This is a genomic window from Gordonia sp. GONU, from assembly GCF_024733855.1.
In the GTDB taxonomy this organism is placed as follows: Bacteria; Actinomycetota; Actinomycetes; order Mycobacteriales; family Mycobacteriaceae; genus Gordonia; species Gordonia amicalis.
The window spans coordinates 63,947-81,269 of sequence record NZ_JANRHB010000003.1; the positions used below are offsets into that span (position 1 = coordinate 63,947).

Here is a 17,323-nt window from a genome sequence, read left to right on the forward strand (position 1 = left end):
GCACTGTCCTCGGAATGTCGTCGGGCATTCCGAGTTGAACGGTGTCCGCGGTGAGAGAGGACGAAGATGAGTGGATCAGGCGCGGGCGTCGTGGTCGTCGGGGCGGGCCTGGGTGGGATCAGGGTTGCGGAGAGCCTCCGCAACCACGGGTTCACCGATCCGATCACCCTGGTGGGGGCCGAGGATCATCCGCCCTACGACCGTCCACCGCTGTCGAAGTCTGTCCTGCTCGGCAAAGACGATCGGGTCGACCTCAAACCCGAGGAGTTCTACGGCGAATCCGGCATCACCCTTCGCCTGGGTTCCGCGGTGACCTCGGTGTCGCCGGCAGGAAAGACCATCACGCTGGCATCCGGCGACACTCTCGCCTACGACACGCTGGTCCTGGCCACGGGGCTGAACCCGCGACCGTTCCCGGGTCTTGCCGACGCCGTGGCCGGCGTGCACATGATCCGGACCTACGACGACGCGGTGGCGTTGCGCGGCGAGATCGATGCCGCCTCGACCGCTGTGGTGATCGGTGCCGGGTTCATCGGCTGCGAGGTGGCCGCGAGCCTCACCTCCCGAGGGTTGAGCGTGAGCCTCGTCGAGCCCGCCCCCACTCCGCTCGCGGTGGCTCTCGGTGAAGAGATCGGCACGCTGGTCTCACGCCTCCACACCGCCAACGGGGTCGACCTGCGCACCGGGGTCGGCGTTGCCGAGATCGTCGTCGTCGAGGACCCGACCGGACCGAAGGTCACCGCGGTCAAGCTCGACGACGGCACCGAACTGTCCGCGGACATCGTGGTCGTCGGTATCGGATCGACACCGGTGACCGGCTATCTCGACGGTTCCGGGATCGAACTCGCGCCGCGCGAAGCGGGTGGCGGGATCGCCTGCGATGCAACCGGACACACCAGTGCCGAGAACGTCTACGCAGTTGGCGACGTCGCCAACTGGCGAGACCAGGACGGCACCCCGCACCGTGTCGAGCACTGGAACCACACGGTCGAACAGGCCTCCGTCGTCGCCCACCAGATCGCCGGTGGCGACGCCGTCACCGCCGGGGTCTCGTACTTCTGGAGCGACCAGTTCGATCTGAAGATCCAGGTGCTCGGTTCCCCACGCGCCGACGACACCGTGCACGTCGTCGACGACGACGGCAAGAAGTTCGTGGCTTACTACAGCCGCGATGGCGTCCTCACCGGCGTCGTCGGTGCGGGCAAGGTCGGTGCCGTCATGAAGACCCGATCGAAACTCCAGACACCGACGCCCATCGCCGATCTGCTGTAGCGTCGGTGGGCGCCGAGTTGAACGCCGCTTCGGTACGCGCGGCGGCGGCCGAGATCGCCGATCCCCAGTGTGCGGTCGACCTGGCGCGGTTCTTCCAGGTCCGGCCCGGCGGCTACGGGGAGGGTGACGAATTCCTCGGCCTGCGCGTGCCCCAGCAACGGGCGATCGCCAAACGCTTCCGTGGCATCGGCGCTGATGAGGTTGTCGCGCTTCTGGACTCGCCGGTTCACGAGCATCGGCTCATCGCCTTGTTCCTGCTGCGCGGCGAGTTCGAACGGGCCCTGCGGCCGCGCTCGGGCCCGGATTGGGACGAGGCTGCGGGGTGGGTCGGTCTGTACCTCGACGCGGTCCGTCGGGGACGGGTGAACAACTGGGATCTCGTGGACTCGTCCGCCGATTCCGTCCTCGGCGAATACTGCCGCCGGCGGGGCGACATCGACGTCATCCTCGCCCACGCCGCCGACGGCGACCTCTGGCGGCGACGCGTGGGGATCATCGCGACCTTCGCCCACATCAAACACGCTGACGCATCAGTGCTTCTGTCGGTGGCGCCACTCGTCCGGGACGACCCGCGGGACCTCATCCAGAAGGCCTTCGGGTGGATGCTTCGCGAGATCGGTAAGCGCGTCGACGAGCAGACACTTCTGGCGTACCTCGAGGAGAATGCCGCCCGAATGGGCCGCACCGCACTGAGTTACGCGATCGAACACCGGACGCCCGAGGAGCGCGCGCACTTCCGTGCGCTGAGGTGAGGAGACGCCGAGGAGAGGATCAGCTCTCGCGCGCCACGCGTATCGCCGCCCAGATCATCGGGAACTGAAACGGCAGGCGCGCCAGTGCGGCGACCCGGTATGGCAGCGGTTTGTCCCACCAGATCCGCACCATGTTGAGGTTCGCGGGGTAGACGGCGAGGAACAGCAGCGCCGCCAGCGCACCGGAGAGGCGGCGGGTCCGTGGCACGAGAAGTCCGGCGCCCAAGCCGATCTCGGCAACCCCGGACAGATACGTCAGTGTTCGCGGGTCGCCGGGGATCTCCTCCGGGATGATCTCGTCGAACGGTTTGGGTGCCACGAAGTGGAGTGCCCCGATACCGAGGAGCATCACGGCCATACCGCGGGCGAGCTGCGCCGGACTGAATCGGGAGCGTTCACGCCGGGAACTGAGGATGGTCGTCACGTCGGTGCTCCCCTTCGATGGTCGGAACTGCCGGTCAGAATTCGATCTTGAGTGAATCCGAGGTCGGATGTGCCTGGCAGCCCAGGATGTAACCGTCCTCGATGTCCTCGGGGTCGAGCGCGCCGGCGTTGTCCATGTCGACGGTGCCCTCGGTGAGAGTGCATGCGCACGAACCGCACTCGCCCTCCTGGCAGGAGTACGGGGCGTCGAGCCCGGCTGCCAGCATGATTTCGATCAGGGTGCGCTTGCGCGGCCAGCTCAGAGTGTGGGTCTCGCCGTCGAGTTCGACCTCGACGGTGGCCGCGGAAGCCTGGTCCTCCTCGCTGACCTCCTCGAGTTCGACGTCGGCGAACGGGTCGCCGGACAGCGAGTTGTAGACCTCGGTGTGGACGTTGTGGTGCGGAAAGTTCGCCTGCGCCAAGGCTTTGTGGACGGCGTCCATGAACGGTCCGGGACCGCACATGTAGGCGGTGTGGGTGGTCGAGTACGGCGCGAACACCGATGTCAGGGCTGCCGCGGTGGGCAGCCCCTGCAGGGTCTCGAGCCAATGGACGACGGTGAGGCGGTCGGCGTGCGCGTGGAGCAGGTCGCGCAGCTCGGCGGCGAAGATCACGTCGTCCTCGCTGCGATTGGCGTAGAAGAAGACGATCGGCGCGTCGCTCTTCTTCAACGCCGCCTTGAGGATCGACATCACCGGCGTCACGCCGCTGCCGGCGGCGATGAGCAGCAGCGGGTCGTTGTAGGACTTCGGCGTGAAGACCCCGGACGGGGGCAGCACCTCGACCTGGGAACCGGGGGAGAGGTTGTCGCACACCCAGTTGGACCCGTAGCCGTCGACGGTGCGCTTCACGGTCACCTTGGGACGGGCGTCGGTGTACGGCGACGATGCCAGGGAGTAGCAGCGGGCCACCGACCCGGTCTGCTCACTGGGGATGCGGAGCGTGAGGAACTGCCCCGGCTTGTAGTCGGTGAAGGCGGCCGACGACGTCTCGGGGACCTCGAAGGCGATGGATTTGGCATCGGACGTCTCATCGATCACCTCGGCCACCGTGAGGATCACGCTTCGTGAGCCATGAGGGGTCAGGTCAGACATGTAGCAGCTCTCCGACGTCGAGGACCGGGTTGAACCGGACCGAATTAGAACACGTTCTACTTCAGGATAGCCCAATCTGTGGGCGTCCCACGAGGCCATGCCGTCGCCAGCGTAGTCGCCGCGGTGGTCATGCCGTCCGGGCGAGTGACGCGACCCCGTTCGCGACGGTCCGCGCACCGGCGGCGATGAGTGCCTCGAGGTCGGCATCGGGGTCGGCCAGCCACTGCTCGTAGGCGGCGAGGGCCGCGCCCAGGCACAGCCAGCCGATCGTCTGGGGGATGTGGTCGTTCTCGTCCAGGCCGAGTCGGGCTGCGCAGAACCCGGCGATGACATGGCGCCAATCGGCATACATGATCATCGAATGCGCTTGGAGCGCCGGAACTCCGAGCAGCAGGGACATGCGCCTGCGATGGTTCTCGAGTTCCTCCGGTGGCACCCGGTTGAAAGCGACCAGCGCATCGACGAGGGCGTCGGCCATGGGGATGTCGGTGGGTATCTGTGCGAGAAGTCCGCGCAATTCGCCGAGGTGGTCGTCGAACTCTCCCCAAGGGATCTCGTTCTTCGACGAGTAGTACCGGAACAGTGTGCGGCGCGCGATGCCCGCGGCCTCGGCGATGTCGTCGACGCTGGTCTCCTCGAAGCCCCGCGTGGTGAACAGGCTGATCGCGAGCGCGCTGATCCGCGCGCGCGAGGAGATCGGGCGTCGCCCGGGCGCGGTGCGCCCCGGGTTCGCGTCCTGCTGTGTTGTCGACGTCATCGAGACCTCACCATATGGGATGCACTTCCGCGCGGCCGACGGAACACGTGCGGATCACCTGCCCGAACGGGCAGCTTTGCTCTAGCAGTAGAAATCTGCACTGAGTGCCACTATAGTCCTTCGTGATCCGAGTCACTAAGAAGATCAGGAGGTATGGATCATGGCCGACCAGTCCGCCGCTACCGCTGGAAACTCGAACGAGACCGAACTCATCGCCGAGTCGCTCGTCGAAGAGGTGTCGATCGATGGGATGTGCGGGGTCTACTGATGTCTGCCCCGACATCGAATCCGACCTCCGGCGGCCGTTCTGCGGTCGCCGGGGTCCGGTTCGACACCCCCGGTCCCGATTCCCCCGATTCCCGAGCCGGCTTCGACACGTTCGTCGCGTGGGAGCTCAACCCGAAGGTGGCGCTGCGCCCCGAGCCCTTCGGCGCCCTGCTGTACCACTTCGGTACCCGTAAGCTGTCCTTCCTCAAGAACCTCACGGTGGTGGGAATCGTGCAGTCCCTCGCCGATCACGACTCCGCCGAGGCAGCCCTTCTCGCCGCGGGGATCACGCCCGCGCAGCGTCCGCTGTATGTGCAGGCGCTCAGGGCGCTGGCCGACAGCGCGATGATCACGCCCCGCGCGGCCTGATCCAGAATCCGTCCCGATCGCCAGCCCCGATCGACACCCCGCATTCAGCCCCGACCCTAGGACCGACACGATGACGACCATCGAGATGCCGCCCACCGCAGCCGAACTCGTGACCTCCGAGCGTCCGAGCGCGCCCGCCGACCAGGTGCCCAAGGTCGGACGCCTCGTCGACCAGTTCGAGCGCGGCCTCGACGCACCGATCTGCCTGACCTGGGAGCTCACCTACGCCTGCAACCTGGCGTGCGTGCACTGCCTGTCGTCGTCCGGCAAGCGCGACCCGCGCGAGCTGTCGACCGAACAGTGCAAGGCGATCATCGACGAACTGCAGCGCATGCAGGTCTTCTACGTGAACATCGGCGGCGGCGAGCCGACCGTCCGCCCGGATTTCTGGGAACTCGTCGACTACGCCACCAGCCATCAGGTGGGAGTCAAGTTCTCCACCAACGGTTTGCGCATCGACAAGAAGGTCGCGGCGCGGCTCGCGGCATCGGATTACGTCGACGTTCAGATCTCGCTCGACGGCGCGACCGCGGAGGTCAACGACGCCGTGCGCGGCCCGGGTTCTTTCGACATGGCGGTCCGGGCGCTCGAGAACCTGGCCGAGGCCGGGTTCGCCGACGCCAAGATCAGCGTCGTCATGACCCGGCAGAACGTCGCGCAGCTCGACGAGTTCAAGGCACTCGCCGACCGCTACAACGCCACCCTGCGCATCACCCGGCTGCGTCCGTCCGGCCGTGGCGCCGACGTCTGGGACGACCTGCACCCGCTGCCCGAGCAGCAGCGCGAACTCTATGACTGGCTTGTCGCCCACGGGGATCGTGTGCTGACCGGTGACTCGTTCTTCCACCTGTCGGCCTTCGGCGGGGATTCCGGCGGCGGCCTGCCCGGCCTCAATCTCTGCGGTGCCGGGCGCGTGGTGTGCCTGATCGACCCGGTGGGCGACGTGTACGCCTGCCCGTTCGCGATCCACGAGAACTTCCTCGCCGGCAACATCTTGTCCGACGGCGGATTCCAGGAGATCTGGCAGCGTTCGGATCTGTTCACCGAGTTGCGCGAGCCGCAGAACGCCGGTGCCTGCACCAAGTGTGCGCACTTCGACGCCTGCCGCGGTGGCTGCATGGCGGCCAAGTTCTTCACCGGCCTGCCGCTGGCCGGACCGGACCCCGAGTGCGTGCAGGGTTACGGCGAAGAACTGCTCGCCGGCGATCGCACCAAACCGACGGCCAACAAGGATCATTCGCGCGGCACCCCCCTGACGCTGATGACCCGTCGCCCCGACGGCGACCTGACCCCGGTGGGTGGACGACCCACCAAGTCCTGTGACGAGAACCCGCTGGCCGGGTTCACCCCCGCCGCGCGGTAATCCATGCGGCCCCACCGTGTGTCGAGTCATCGCGGGGCATCGAACATATCCCGCGGGCGACGGCCCGCATCCGAGAAGAGTGAGTGAGTAAGAGAATGGCTCTCAACCCCTGGGCGAGAAACCCCTGGTTCGAAACGGTCACCGAGGCTCAGCGTCGTGCGAAGAAACGGCTGCCGAAGTCGGTCTACGCATCGCTGGTCGCCGGCACCCAGGCCGGTGTGACCCTCGACGACAACGTGCAGGCCTTTTCCGAATTGGGTTGGGCACCACACGTTGTCGGTGCCCAGCCGGAGCGGGAGATGACCACGTCGGTGATGGGGCAGGAGCTCTCCTTCCCGGTCATGATCTCGCCGACCGGTGTCCAGGCCGTCGATCCGGACGGTGAGGTCGCCGTCGCACGTGCAGCGGCCGCCCGCGGTACCGCGATGGGCTTGTCGAGTTTCGCCTCCCACGCCGTCGAAGAGGTGACCGCGGTCAACGACAAGGTCTTCTTCCAGATCTACTGGCTCGGCAGCCGTGAGGACATCCTCCGGCGGGCCGAGCGGGCGAAGGCGGCCGGCGCCAAAGGGCTGATCGTCACCACCGACTGGGTCTTCAACGTCGGACGCGACTGGGGCAGTCCGGAGATCCCGGAGAAGGTGAACCTGAAGGCGCTCGTGCGTCTGGGTCCGGAGATCGCGGTCAAGCCGCGCTACGCGCTGGACTGGGTCAAGGGCGGCAAGGTCGTCATCCCTGATCTCACGGCGCCCAACCTCACCCCGCAGGGCGTCCCCGGCCCGACCTTCTTCGGTGCCTACGGCGAGTGGATGGGCACCCCGCCGCCCACGTGGGAAGACCTGCAGTGGCTACGTGAGCACTGGGACGGTCCGTTCATGGTCAAGGGCATCACCCGGCTCGACGACGCCAAGCGCGCGGTCGACATCGGTGCGTCGGCCATCTCGGTCTCCAACCACGGCGGCAACAACCTCGACGGCACCCCCGCGACCATCCGCTTGCTGCCCGACATCGCCAGCGCGGTCGGCGACGACATCGAGGTGCTTCTCGACGGCGGCATCCGTCGCGGTAGTGACGTGGCCAAGGCGCTCGCGCTGGGTGCCCGGGCTGTGATGATCGGCCGGGCGTACCTCTGGGGTCTCGCTGCCAACGGCCAGGCCGGCGTCGAGAACGTCCTCGACCTCATGCGCATGGGGCTCGACGGCGTGCTGATGGGTCTGGGGCACAGGAGCGTGCATGAGCTCTCGGCCGACGACCTGATCATCCCCGACGACTTCACCAGGTCCTTCGGCGCCTGACGCGTCGCACCCGCCGATTCCCGCCCGCCGACCGGATCTCCGGTCGGCGGGCGAGTTCGTGAACGCCTCTCGGTGCCGGACCGGATGTGGGTAGAACTAGAACGTGGGCAGAACTAGAACGTGTTACAGTTCTGCCATGGGACAGTTCGACGGCAAGGTCGTCTACATCACCGGCATCGCCCGTGGTCAGGGCCGCAATCACGCGGTCCGGTTCGCCCGGGAGGGAGCCGCGATCGTCGGTCTCGACATCGCGGGTCCGATCATCGACCACGCGACCTATCCGCCCGCCACCGCCGAGGACCTCGCCGAGACCATCCGGCTCGTCGAGGGCGTCGGGGGTAAGATCCTTGCGCGGCAGGGAGATACGCGTGACCTGGGCTTCCAGCAGCAGCTCGTCGCGGATGCCGTCGAACAGTTCGGACGGCTGGACCACGTGATCGCCAATGCGGGCGTGCTCACCTGGGGCAAGGTGTGGGAGCTGTCCGAGGAACAGTTCACCGACGTCGTCGACATCAACCTCGTCGGCGCCTGGAAGACGCTGAAGGCCACGGTCCCGGCGATGCTCGAGGCCGGTAACGGCGGTTCGATCGCCATCATCAGCTCCGTCGCCGGGCTGAAGGCGATGCCCCTGCAGGCGTCGTATTCGGCGTCGAAGCACGGCCTGGTCGGTCTGGCGCAGACGGCCGCGAAGGAGCTCGGCCACCATCGCATCCGGGTCAACAGCGTGCACCCCTACGCGGTGGACACCCCGATGGGCGTGGCCGACACCGAGGCACATCGCATCTTCGGGATTCCTTGGGTCAACCCGCATTTCACGTCGATCCTGGACTACCACCCGGTCGCGTCGCTCGACGAGATCTCCGATGCCGTGCTGTATCTGGCCTCCGACAGCGCCAAGGGCATCACCGGTGCCGAGTTCCAGATCGACATGGGGCACTCGAAGGTCTGACCCTTCGAGGCTCGTCGCTACGCTCCTCGCACCTCAGGGAGCGCGGGAGGTCGCTACGCTCCTCGCACCTCAGGGAGCGAGATCGTCACGAAGCGAATCGTGAGAAACGAAAATCGCCACTTCCCATTCAGGAGCGCCGGCTGGAACCAGCGCATCCGTCCGGGGAGTGGCGATTCTCCGTGGTGCCGGATCAGGCCCAGAGGGTCTTCGGGTCGACGGCCTCGGTGGCGGGTCCGGCCGGGGTCTCCGGCTGGGTGCGCGAGAAGCGCGGGGCGACCTGTGCCTGGGTGACCCCGTCGATGTCGACGAGGTTGGCGCGGGCGGCCATGTGCGGGTCGCCGGGCGCCTCGGCGAAGGTCAGCACCGGCGAGGTGCAGGCGTCGGTGCCGTCGAAGACCTTGGCCCACTCGTCGCGGGTGCGGGACTTGAAGGTCTCGGTGAAGATCTCCTTCAGCTTGCCCCAGTTCGCGATGTCGTTCTGTGCCGGAAGGTCGGCGTCGGCCAGGCCGAGGCCCTTCAGCAGCTCGGCGTAGAACTGCGGCTCGATGGCGCCGACGGCCATGTACTTGCCGTCCGAGGTCTCGTAGACCTCGTAGTAGGGGGCGCCGGTGTCGAGCATGTTGGTGCCGCGTGTGTCACTCCACAGGCCGGTGCCGCGGAACGCCCACATCATCTGTCCCAGAACGGAAGCGCCGTCGACCATCGCTGCGTCGACGACCTGCCCCTTGCCGGAGATGCCGCGCTCGAGCAGTGCGGCCAGCACGCCCACGACGAGGAACATGGATCCGCCGCCGAAGTCGCCCGCGAGGTTGAGCGGCGGCACCGGACGATCATCCTTGCGGCCGATCGCGTGGAGCAGACCGGTGAGCGAGATGTAGTTGATGTCGTGGCCGGCGAGGTTCGCGCGGGGGCCGTCCTGGCCCCAGCCGGTCATCCGGCCGTAGACGAGGCCGGGATTGACCTCGGTGAGGTCGTCGGGCCCGAATCCGAGACGCTCCATGACGCCGGGGCGGAAACCCTCGAGGATGACGTCGGCCTTGGCCACCAGGTCGAGGATCGTCGCACGATCGGTCTCGTCCTTCAGGTTTGCCTCGACGACGCGACGCCCGCGCAACAGCGCATCGGCGTTCACGCCCGGCTTGGGGAGTGAACCGGGGCGCTGGACCCGGACCACGTCGGCACCCAGATCGGCGAGCAACATGGCCGCATGGGGTCCCGGACCGATGCCGGCGAACTCGATGACCCGGATCGAACTGAGTGGGCCGGGTTTTCCACTGTTATGGGGTGTCGTACTGCTCATGTGTCGTCCTCCGGTCGTTGTACTGCCACCTGTGTCAGGCGTCACGCGTAGGCATTAGCATTCCACAACCGATCGAACGCTCGTCAAGCCGGGCGGCACGACAATTTCGGCGCGTTTTTCTTCCTGTTTTTGGGCCGAGGGGCAGAAGCTTGAGGGCGCGATGGCTAGCATTGGTCAGATGACAGGACCGTCGACGCTGGGGCAGTGCAGCTGGCCGGACCTCGATGGGAAGGTGATCACTCTCGTGGTACCCCTCGGTTCTGTCGAGCAACACGGTCCGCACCTGCCTCTGGACACCGACACGCGTATCGCCGCGGCGGTGGCCGACGTCGTCTGCGAGCGCCTCGGGGATTCCGACATCCTCCGCGCGCCGGACCTCAACTACGGCGCGAGCGGCGAACACGAAGGCTTCGCCGGGACGATCTCCATCGGGCATGACGCTCTTCGCGGGATGCTCGTCGAATACGGGCGCAGCGCCTGCAGATGGGCCAGACGCATCGTGTTCGTCAACGGACACGGCGGTAACACTCGGACGTTGATCGACGCGGTGACCCGACTCCGGTACGAGGGGCGTGATGCCGCCTGGTTCCCTTGTGCCTTCCCAGGGGCGGATGCGCATGCCGGATTCACTGAAACCTCTGTGCTGCTGCATGTCTCGCCGTCGTTGGTCGACCCCGCACGGGCGGCCGCCGGCAATCGCGAGCCGGTCGGCGCACTTCTGCCGGTCATGCGTGAGGGAGGTGTCGCCGCGGTCAGCCCGAACGGCGTGCTGGGAGATCCCACCGAGGCCACCGCCGACGAGGGACGTCGACTGGTGGCCGAGGTGACCGATCGACTCGCTGCCGCGCTTGTCTCCTGGGAGGTCGACGAGCAGGGGCGGATCGGATGACCGCGCTCGACGATTCCGCACCCCGCGGCGGCGCCACGGCCCAGGGCATCAGTGGCGAAGAAGCCGTTGGTGCACAATCGGTTTCGGACGAAAACGTAGATGAGGGCGCCGGCACGTCGGAGGAAGCGGCGCCGGAGAACCGCACTGATCTGCCCGACGGTTTCCAGGTTCAGATCGATCTGCGCTCCGCGCGCGGCGGTGACTTCCGGTATCTCGTCGGCGGATCTCCGACGCGACTGCTGCGCATGTCGGACACCGCGCTCGGGATGACTTCCGATGACGGTCGAATCGAGGTGTGCGACAACGTGACCCGCCGTCTCGCGCGTGCACTTCTCGACGCCGGGATCGCCAACCCCCGTCCGATGTTCGGGCCGCAACCCGCCGATGTCACCGTGGTGGTGCCGGTCAAGGACAACCAGGCCGGTGTCGACCGGTTGCTCGATGCCCTCGACGGTCTGACGGTCGTGGTCGTCGACGACGGCTCGGACGTCCCGATCGTGGCCGAGCGGCCCGGCGTTCGTGTGATCCGCTTCGAGGACAATCGTGGTCCGGCCGCTGCCCGGAACGCCGGGGCGGCGGCCGCCACCACCGATTTCGTGGCCTTCCTCGACTCCGACGTCGTTCCCGACCCGGACTGGCTGACCGTGCTGCTGACCCACTTCTCCGACCCGACGGTGGGGGTCGTGGCCCCTCGCATCGTCGGCCTCCGATCGGCTGACGAGTCGTCCTCGCTGGCGGAGCGTTACGAGAACGGCTGGTCGTCCCTGGACATGGGGCCGGAGGAGTCGGCGGTCCTGCCCTCGACCCGGGTCCCATACGTCCCCAGCGCGGCAATCGTGGTGCGGCGCAGTGCATTCTGTGGATTCGACGAGTCGCTCCGGGTGGCCGAGGATGTCGACGCGTGCTGGCGCATGCATGCCGCGGGATGGCGGATCCGCTACGACCCGGTCGCGCGGGTGGCCCACGACCACCGCACCGACCTGCGTTCGGTGCTGTCTCGCCGATGCTTCTACGGAACCGGGGCCGCCCACCTCGCGGCACGTCACGGCGATCGAGCCGCCCCGCTGGTGTTGTCGGTGCCGATGGCCGCGGCCGTCGTCGCACTGCTGTCGCGAACCCGCTTCGGCACCGCGCTGGCGATGCTCATCCTGACCCACCTCGCGACCCGGCTCCGCAAGCGGTTGGGCGATCTGCCCTCGGCACCTCTCGTCTCGGCGCAACTGACCGGACGAGCGGCCGGGTTCGGGTTACTGCAGGCGGCCGATGCGATCTGCCGGCACTACTGGCCGGTGGCATTGCTGATGGCTCTGGTGTCGAGACGCTTCCGCATACTCGTGGTCCAGGTGGCGGTCGTCGAGGGGGTGGTGTCCTGGTTCCGGGACCTGCTCGCGGACCCGACGACCCCGCCGGCCCTGGGCCCGTTCCGTTATCTGGTGATGCGTCGCCTCGACGATCTGGCCTACGGTGCGGGTCTGTGGCAGGGCGTCATCACCCACCGAGACGCGGAGGCATTGCGCCCGGTCATCTCCCGATGACCCGTCGATCCCGCCATCCCGCGCTGAAGTCGGCCGACAATGGTCGTCTGACCGCGGATGTCGTCATCGTCGGTGCCGGGAGCGCGGGATGCGTCCTCGCGGAGAAGCTGTCGAGGGAATCCGGGCGCGACGTCGTGCTGCTCGAGCGGGGACCCGGGCGCTGGCCGGGACCGGAAGACCGGGACCTCCGGCGTCTCCCGATCGGCGACCGCGCGCCCTACGCGGTCCGGCACGCCACCGATCTCGACGGTCTGACCGCGGCGCGGGGATGTGCGGTCGGTGGTTCCTCGGTGGTCAACGGCGGCTACTTCCTCCGCTGGCACCAGGACGACTTCGCGGACTGGCCGGAAGGTTGGGGCCTCGAGGCGATCGACGCCGCCTACTCCGAGCTGGACGGAAGCGACGGTACGATGGGCGTCTCTCCGGTGTCCGACGACGAACTCGGCGATGCCGGAACGGCTTTCGAGCGGTATTGGTCGTCGCGGGGGGTGACTCGGCCGCTCGGTGTCCGGTGGCCGGTCATCGGCGTGAACCGGGTGCTCGGCAACCGGTCCGGGATGCTGCGCCGGACCGCGGCCGAGGCCTATCTCGAGCCGGCCCTCCGCCGGCCGAACCTCCGTGTCGTGGCCGACTGTGAGGTCCGACGGCTCGAGGTCTCCGACGGGCGGCGCGTCACCGGTGTCGCGACCGACCGGTTCGCCGTGAGCGCCGGTGAGGTGATACTCGCCGCCGGCACCCTGGGCACCGCGCGGCTCCTGCTCGGTTCGGATCTCGAGGTGCTCGGTGGGGCGGGGTTTCTGGAGGCCGGTGAGCATCGCGGGTTGGTCGTCTCTTATCGGCGGACGGATCCGGCCGAACCCGGTATGGTGCTGCCGACCGTGCTCCACACCGTCGATGGACTCGAGATCCGTTGTTATCGAGATGATTTCGCGGTCTACATCGAGGGCGTGCCGCCCAGTGGGACGATGGTCGAGGTGACCGCGATGCGCCGGTCGCCGGTGAAGCTCGTCGCCGACCGGGGACGGGTCCGACTCGAGTTCGGCGAACCGTCGCCCGAGGCCACCGCATCGATGCGTGCGGGTGCCGACCGCGTCGTGGAGATGCTGCGTTCGCCCGACTTCGCCGGCATCGTCGTGCCGGGCAGCGTCTCGGTGGCCGCGGTGCCCGGGTTCTCCCAGCATGCGTGGGGCACCATGCCGATGGGTGTGTGGACCGACGCACTCGGCGCCGTGTACGGGACCGAGGGGTTGCGCATCGTCGACGGGTCGATCCTGCCCACCGGCGGCCACAGCGGTCCGCATGCCACGATCATGATGATGGCGGTGCACATAGCGTCACGGATCTAGGGTGGGTGCATGTCTGCCACCTCGCTGTCCGATCCGACCGTCCGTGAATTCCTCGCGTCCGGAACCAAGACCGGGCATCTGGGCTATCTCGCCGCCGACGGGCGGCCCCTCGTCATCCCGGTGTGGTTCGTCGTCGACGGTGACCGTCTCGCTTTCAACACCGGTGCCACCACCGCGAAAGGTCGTGCGCTTCTGCGTGATCCGCGGGCCGTGATGTCGGTGGACCTGCCGGAGCCCCCGTACGGGTTCGTCCAGGTGCAAGGGCGCGCGGTGGTGACCGAGGATCTCGACGAGGTGCGTCGGATCGCCACGATGTGCGGGGCGCGGTACATGGGTGCCGACCGGGCCGAGGAGTTCGGTACGCGCAACGGCGTCCCGGGCGAACTGGGCGTGTGGATCGAACCGAGCAAGGTCATCGCGGTCCTCGATGTCACCGCGTGATGCGTCGGTGGCGACCGCACGGCGTCGAGTCTGGCCCGCCGCGGCGTTCGCACCCACCCTGCCGAAGCAGTGCTGGGGCTTCATGGTTGGTTCCGCGCTGTTCGCCCTGGGGTCGGCACCCGGATTCGGGCAGCTCGCCGGTGCCGACGTCGTCAATCTGTGCTACTTCATCGGCGCGTGGTTCTTCACCGGGGCCGGCTTCATCCAGTTGGTGCGTAGCGGCCCGCCCGCTGAGCTGGAGGCGTCGCTGCCGGGATCGGCCACCCGGGCCGAATGGCTGAGTGCCGCAACCCAGTCCGTCGGCACCATCCTGTTCAACATCTCCACGACGAGTGCGCTGTTCGCCCAGACGGTCGCCGGTGAGCGTCACCTGGTGTGGTCGCCCGATGCCGGCGGCTCGATCGCCTTCCTCATCAGCGGCGCGGTCGCCTTCGTCGCGTACTCGCGATCGTCGGGCAGTGGCCTCGACATCCGGGACCGGGACTGGTGGTCGGTGCTGGTGAACTGGGTGGGATGCGTGGCGTTCGGGGTGTCCGCGGTCGGCGCTTTCGTCACCGAGGACGGTGTCACCGCCGACGCCGTCGCCGCCACCGCCGGGACCTTCGTCGGCGCGCTCTGCTTCTTCGTGGCGTCGGCGGTCGTGCTGCCCGGGGCCAGGCATCGCTGAGCCGGCCGGGAGAACCGGGACGACGCAGTAGTGTTCGAGGCGTGCGCCACGGTATCTGCATACTGCCCGACCTGACCTGGGAACAGTCCCGTCCGCGGTGGATTCTGGCCGAGGAGATGGGTTTCGATCACGCCTGGACCTACGATCACCTCGTCTGGGGTCGTCTGCCGGACTCGCGCTGGTCGGGCTGTATGCCACTGCTGTCGGCAGCCGCCGCGGTGACCAGCGTCATCCAACTCGGAGCGTTCGTGGTCTCGCCCAATTTCCGTCACCCGGTGTCGTTTTCGCGTGAGGTAGAGACCCTCGTCGACATCTCGGACGGTCGCTTTCTGCTGGGGTTGGGCGCCGGCGGCACACCGGACGATGTCGTGCTCGGGCAGCCCGAGCTGACCGCCCGGCAGCGCGTCGATCGATTCCAGGAGTTCGTCGGCCTCCTCGACCGGACCCTGCGCGAGGACCACGTCGACGCCGACGGCGAGTACTACCGGGCGCGAGACATGCGGCTGGGGCGTGGACCCGTACGCGACCGGGTCCCGTTTCTCCTCGCCGGCAACGGACCCCGCTCGGCGCGGTTCGCGGCCCGCCACGGTGAGGCCTGGGTGACCACCGGCCAAGCGGCGGAAACGCTGGGCGACTGGTTCGCGGCGGTCGGACGAACCGTCGACATCCTCGACGAGGAGCTGAGCCGGTACCCCGGCCGTCGGATCGACCGATACCTCAGTCTCGACGCGTCTCCGCGCAATGCGCTCGAGAGCGTCGGTCTGTTCGACGACATGGTCGGGCGAGCAACCGAACTGGGATTCACCGACGTCATCGTGCACTGGCCCCGCGAGGCCGAACCGTACGAGGCGCCGATGGGTGTCCTGGAGTCGATCGCGGAGCGCGGGCTCGGTCAGGCCTCGTGATCCCGAGACCGCGGCGCCCCACGGATCAGCTGGTGGTGGTCTCCTGGGCGACCGCCGGCTCCGGCGTCGGGTCGACGACGGGGTCACCCGCGGCGTCGACCGCGATGTCGGTGGTGATGTGTGCCGCGGGTACCGACCCGTGGATCAGATGCGCGGGAACGAATTTCATGCCCAGCGTGTAGACCGCCAGGCCGAGTCCGGCGCCGATGAACCAGGTGAAGCTGGCCTGGTAGGCGGTGCCGAAGACGACGACGCAGATCGGCAGGATGGAGGCGATGACGGTCGAGGCCACCGCCACCGGATTCCAGCCGTTGCGGTACCAGTAGGTGCCTTCGGGCTTCATGGTGAACAGGTCGTCGACGACGATCTTCTGCTTCTTGACCAGGTAGAAATCGGCGATCAGGATGCCGAACAGCGGACCGATCACCGCGCCGAGTGTGTCCATCGTGTAGTGGATCGCGGTCGGATTGTTGAAGAGGTTCCACGGGGTGATGAGCACCGAGCCGACCGCCGCGATCATGCCGCCGGTACGCCAGCTGATCTTGGTGGGGGCCACATTCGAGAAGTCGAAGGCGGGGGACACGAAGTTGGCGACGATGTTGATACCGATGGTGGCGATGGCGAAGGTCAGCACGCCGAGCACGGCGGCGGTGGTGTTGTCGATCTTGTCGACGATATGGACCGGGTCGGTGATGATGTTGCCGTCCTCGTCCGTGCCGATCACCGTCACCGCCGCCGAGACGGTGCACACGACGAGCAGCGAGAAGAACAGGAAGTTGACCGGCAGGCCCCAGAAGTTGCCCTTCTTGACCTCGCCGAAACTCCTTCCGTAGCGCGAGAAGTCGCCGAAGTTGAGCATCGGGCCGGAGAAGTAGGAGACCACCAGCGCGAACGCACTGAACATCATGGTGATCGACGACCAGCCGGACAGACCTTCACCCACCGAGAGATCGAGGCTCACGTTGTCCCAGCCGGCCTTCACGATCAGGTAGCCGGCGAGCACGATCATCACCACATAGACCGCCGGCCCGCAGAAGTCGATGAACTTGCGGATGGTGTCCATGCCGTTCCAGAACACGAACGCCTGCAGGACCCACATCAGGAGGAAACCGGCCCAGCCGAGGACCGACAGCCCCAGGAAACCGTGCTGGTCGACGTCACCCCACGGTTCGAGACCCGGCCAGAACTTCAATGCCAGCAGGCCGAACGCGACCGAGGCGAGGTAGGTCTGGATGCCGTACCAGACGACCGCTATCGCGCCGCGGATGATCGCCGGGATGTTGGCACCCTTGACGCCGAAGGACACTCGCGTCGTCACCGGATACGGAACGCCCGCGATCTGCGATGGCTTGGCGACGAGGTTGCACAGGAGATTGACGGCCACGATGCCCACCAGGAGGGCGACGAGGACCTGCCAGGCGGCGATACCCAGCGCGAACAGGCTGCCGGCGAAGACGTAGCCGCCGACGCTGTGCACGTCGGACATCCAGAACGCGAAGATGTTGTACCAGGTCCACTTCTGTTCCTTCAGTGGCGCGAGATCGGTGTTGGTGAGTCGCTCGTCGTAGCCGGCTTTGATGACGCTCTCGCCCGCGGCGCCGTGATGCGACTGTGCCGCCTCGGCAGGGGTCGGTGTGGACATGTGTTCTCCCGGTGTGTCTCTCAGCGCGGAAAACCGCCCTCAGGTGCGGAAATGCTGATG

18 protein-coding genes are annotated in these 17,323 nt (G+C 67.5%); 13 read left to right on the top strand and 5 right to left on the bottom strand.

From position 1 onward, the window contains the following. Positions 1-66: 66 nt before the first annotated feature. Together NWF34_RS03945 and NWF34_RS03950 are read left to right on the top strand one after the other, a co-directional pair. Entirely contained in the window at positions 67-1,272 is a 1,206-nt protein-coding gene (locus tag NWF34_RS03945; protein ID WP_096274568.1) for an NAD(P)/FAD-dependent oxidoreductase, read from the top strand. Between the two features lie 5 nt (positions 1,273-1,277). Then, positions 1,278-2,024 (top strand): DNA alkylation repair protein, encoded by a 747-nt coding sequence (locus tag NWF34_RS03950; protein WP_096274566.1) that lies wholly within the window; start codon positions 1,278-1,280, stop codon positions 2,022-2,024. Between the two features lie 19 nt (positions 2,025-2,043). Here the strand turns inward: NWF34_RS03950 and NWF34_RS03955 are convergent, their stop codons facing one another. From NWF34_RS03955 to mftR, 3 genes are all read right to left on the bottom strand, one after another. Beyond that, positions 2,044-2,382 (bottom strand): DoxX-like family protein, encoded by a 339-nt coding sequence (locus NWF34_RS03955; protein WP_096275005.1) that lies wholly within the window; start codon positions 2,380-2,382, stop codon positions 2,044-2,046. Positions 2,383-2,482: 100 nt separating this feature from the next. Further along, positions 2,483-3,541, bottom strand: a complete 1,059-nt coding sequence (locus NWF34_RS03960) for a ferredoxin--NADP reductase (protein WP_096274564.1) — start codon at positions 3,539-3,541, stop codon at positions 2,483-2,485. Positions 3,542-3,668: 127 nt separating this feature from the next. Beyond that, positions 3,669-4,298 (bottom strand): mycofactocin system transcriptional regulator, encoded by a 630-nt coding sequence (mftR, locus tag NWF34_RS03965; RefSeq protein ID WP_096274561.1) that lies wholly within the window; start codon positions 4,296-4,298, stop codon positions 3,669-3,671. 160 nt (positions 4,299-4,458) lie between these two features. On the opposite strand from mftR, the gene mftA reads away from it, so the two are divergent. From mftA to NWF34_RS03990, 5 genes are all read left to right on the top strand, one after another. After that, positions 4,459-4,566 (top strand): mycofactocin precursor MftA, encoded by a 108-nt coding sequence (gene mftA / locus NWF34_RS03970; protein ID WP_096274559.1) that lies wholly within the window; start codon positions 4,459-4,461, stop codon positions 4,564-4,566. Then, entirely contained in the window at positions 4,566-4,934 is a 369-nt protein-coding gene (mftB, locus tag NWF34_RS03975) for a mycofactocin biosynthesis chaperone MftB (protein ID WP_096274557.1), read from the top strand. The genes mftA and mftB overlap by 1 nt, the downstream gene beginning before the upstream one ends. 70 nt (positions 4,935-5,004) lie before the next feature. After that, positions 5,005-6,297, top strand: coding sequence for a mycofactocin radical SAM maturase (mftC, locus tag NWF34_RS03980; protein WP_006434700.1), 1,293 nt, complete (start codon positions 5,005-5,007; stop codon positions 6,295-6,297). Positions 6,298-6,392: 95 nt separating this feature from the next. Further along, positions 6,393-7,589, top strand: coding sequence for a pre-mycofactocin synthase MftD (gene mftD / locus NWF34_RS03985; protein ID WP_159404930.1), 1,197 nt, complete (start codon positions 6,393-6,395; stop codon positions 7,587-7,589). 136 nt (positions 7,590-7,725) lie between these two features. Further along, complete coding sequence (locus NWF34_RS03990) at positions 7,726-8,538, top strand: mycofactocin-coupled SDR family oxidoreductase (RefSeq protein WP_024497673.1); 813 nt, start codon at positions 7,726-7,728, stop codon at positions 8,536-8,538. A gap of 190 nt (positions 8,539-8,728) precedes the next feature. Here the strand turns inward: NWF34_RS03990 and NWF34_RS03995 are convergent, their stop codons facing one another. Then, positions 8,729-9,838: a CaiB/BaiF CoA-transferase family protein gene (locus NWF34_RS03995; RefSeq protein ID WP_006434696.1), complete on the bottom strand. Its 1,110-nt coding sequence runs from the start codon at positions 9,836-9,838 to the stop codon at positions 8,729-8,731. Between the two features lie 178 nt (positions 9,839-10,016). On the opposite strand from NWF34_RS03995, the gene mftE reads away from it, so the two are divergent. From mftE to NWF34_RS04025, 6 genes are read left to right on the top strand one after another with little or no spacing between them, the layout of a single operon-like run. Continuing rightward, a complete protein-coding gene (gene mftE / locus NWF34_RS04000; protein ID WP_024497675.1) occupies positions 10,017-10,727 on the top strand; it encodes a mycofactocin biosynthesis peptidyl-dipeptidase MftE in 711 nt (236 codons plus the stop codon). Then, positions 10,724-12,262 (top strand): mycofactocin biosynthesis glycosyltransferase MftF, encoded by a 1,539-nt coding sequence (mftF, locus tag NWF34_RS04005; protein WP_159404928.1) that lies wholly within the window; start codon positions 10,724-10,726, stop codon positions 12,260-12,262. Before mftE ends, mftF begins: the two co-directional genes overlap by 4 nt. Continuing rightward, entirely contained in the window at positions 12,259-13,608 is a 1,350-nt protein-coding gene (mftG, locus tag NWF34_RS04010) for a mycofactocin system GMC family oxidoreductase MftG (RefSeq protein WP_258324273.1), read from the top strand. Before mftF ends, mftG begins: the two co-directional genes overlap by 4 nt. 9 nt (positions 13,609-13,617) lie before the next feature. Continuing rightward, positions 13,618-14,049, top strand: coding sequence for a PPOX class F420-dependent oxidoreductase (locus NWF34_RS04015; RefSeq protein WP_159404926.1), 432 nt, complete (start codon positions 13,618-13,620; stop codon positions 14,047-14,049). Then, complete coding sequence (locus tag NWF34_RS04020) at positions 14,036-14,716, top strand: hypothetical protein (protein WP_375295619.1); 681 nt, start codon at positions 14,036-14,038, stop codon at positions 14,714-14,716. Before NWF34_RS04015 ends, NWF34_RS04020 begins: the two co-directional genes overlap by 14 nt. Positions 14,717-14,757: 41 nt before the next feature. Next, complete coding sequence (locus NWF34_RS04025) at positions 14,758-15,621, top strand: LLM class flavin-dependent oxidoreductase (protein ID WP_159404925.1); 864 nt, start codon at positions 14,758-14,760, stop codon at positions 15,619-15,621. 25 nt (positions 15,622-15,646) lie between these two features. Here NWF34_RS04025 and NWF34_RS04030 read toward each other — a convergent pair whose 3' ends face one another. After that, positions 15,647-17,263, bottom strand: coding sequence for an NCS1 family nucleobase:cation symporter-1 (locus tag NWF34_RS04030; RefSeq protein WP_159404924.1), 1,617 nt, complete (start codon positions 17,261-17,263; stop codon positions 15,647-15,649). Positions 17,264-17,323 lie beyond the last annotated feature (60 nt).

Excerpts from the sequence above, each read along its gene's own strand:
- NWF34_RS03945 (WP_096274568.1), top strand. The coding sequence starts at position 67 with ATGAGTGGATCAGGCGCGGGCGTCGTGGTCGTCGGGGCGGGCCTGGGT.
- NWF34_RS03955 (WP_096275005.1), bottom strand. The coding sequence starts at position 2,382 with ATGGCCGTGATGCTCCTCGGTATCGGGGCACTCCACTTCGTGGCACCC.
- NWF34_RS03960 (WP_096274564.1), bottom strand. The coding sequence starts at position 3,541 with ATGTCTGACCTGACCCCTCATGGCTCACGAAGCGTGATCCTCACGGTG.
- mftR (WP_096274561.1), bottom strand. The coding sequence starts at position 4,298 with ATGACGTCGACAACACAGCAGGACGCGAACCCGGGGCGCACCGCGCCC.
- mftA (WP_096274559.1), top strand. The coding sequence starts at position 4,459 with ATGGCCGACCAGTCCGCCGCTACCGCTGGAAACTCGAACGAGACCGAA.
- mftB (WP_096274557.1), top strand. The coding sequence starts at position 4,566 with ATGTCTGCCCCGACATCGAATCCGACCTCCGGCGGCCGTTCTGCGGTC.
- mftC (WP_006434700.1), top strand. The coding sequence starts at position 5,005 with ATGACGACCATCGAGATGCCGCCCACCGCAGCCGAACTCGTGACCTCC.
- mftD (WP_159404930.1), top strand. The coding sequence starts at position 6,393 with ATGGCTCTCAACCCCTGGGCGAGAAACCCCTGGTTCGAAACGGTCACC.
- NWF34_RS03990 (WP_024497673.1), top strand. The coding sequence starts at position 7,726 with ATGGGACAGTTCGACGGCAAGGTCGTCTACATCACCGGCATCGCCCGT.
- NWF34_RS03995 (WP_006434696.1), bottom strand. The coding sequence starts at position 9,838 with ATGAGCAGTACGACACCCCATAACAGTGGAAAACCCGGCCCACTCAGT.
- mftE (WP_024497675.1), top strand. The coding sequence starts at position 10,017 with ATGACAGGACCGTCGACGCTGGGGCAGTGCAGCTGGCCGGACCTCGAT.
- mftF (WP_159404928.1), top strand. The coding sequence starts at position 10,724 with ATGACCGCGCTCGACGATTCCGCACCCCGCGGCGGCGCCACGGCCCAG.
- mftG (WP_258324273.1), top strand. The coding sequence starts at position 12,259 with ATGACCCGTCGATCCCGCCATCCCGCGCTGAAGTCGGCCGACAATGGT.
- NWF34_RS04015 (WP_159404926.1), top strand. The coding sequence starts at position 13,618 with ATGTCTGCCACCTCGCTGTCCGATCCGACCGTCCGTGAATTCCTCGCG.
- NWF34_RS04020 (WP_375295619.1), top strand. The coding sequence starts at position 14,036 with ATGTCACCGCGTGATGCGTCGGTGGCGACCGCACGGCGTCGAGTCTGG.
- NWF34_RS04030 (WP_159404924.1), bottom strand. The coding sequence starts at position 17,263 with ATGTCCACACCGACCCCTGCCGAGGCGGCACAGTCGCATCACGGCGCC.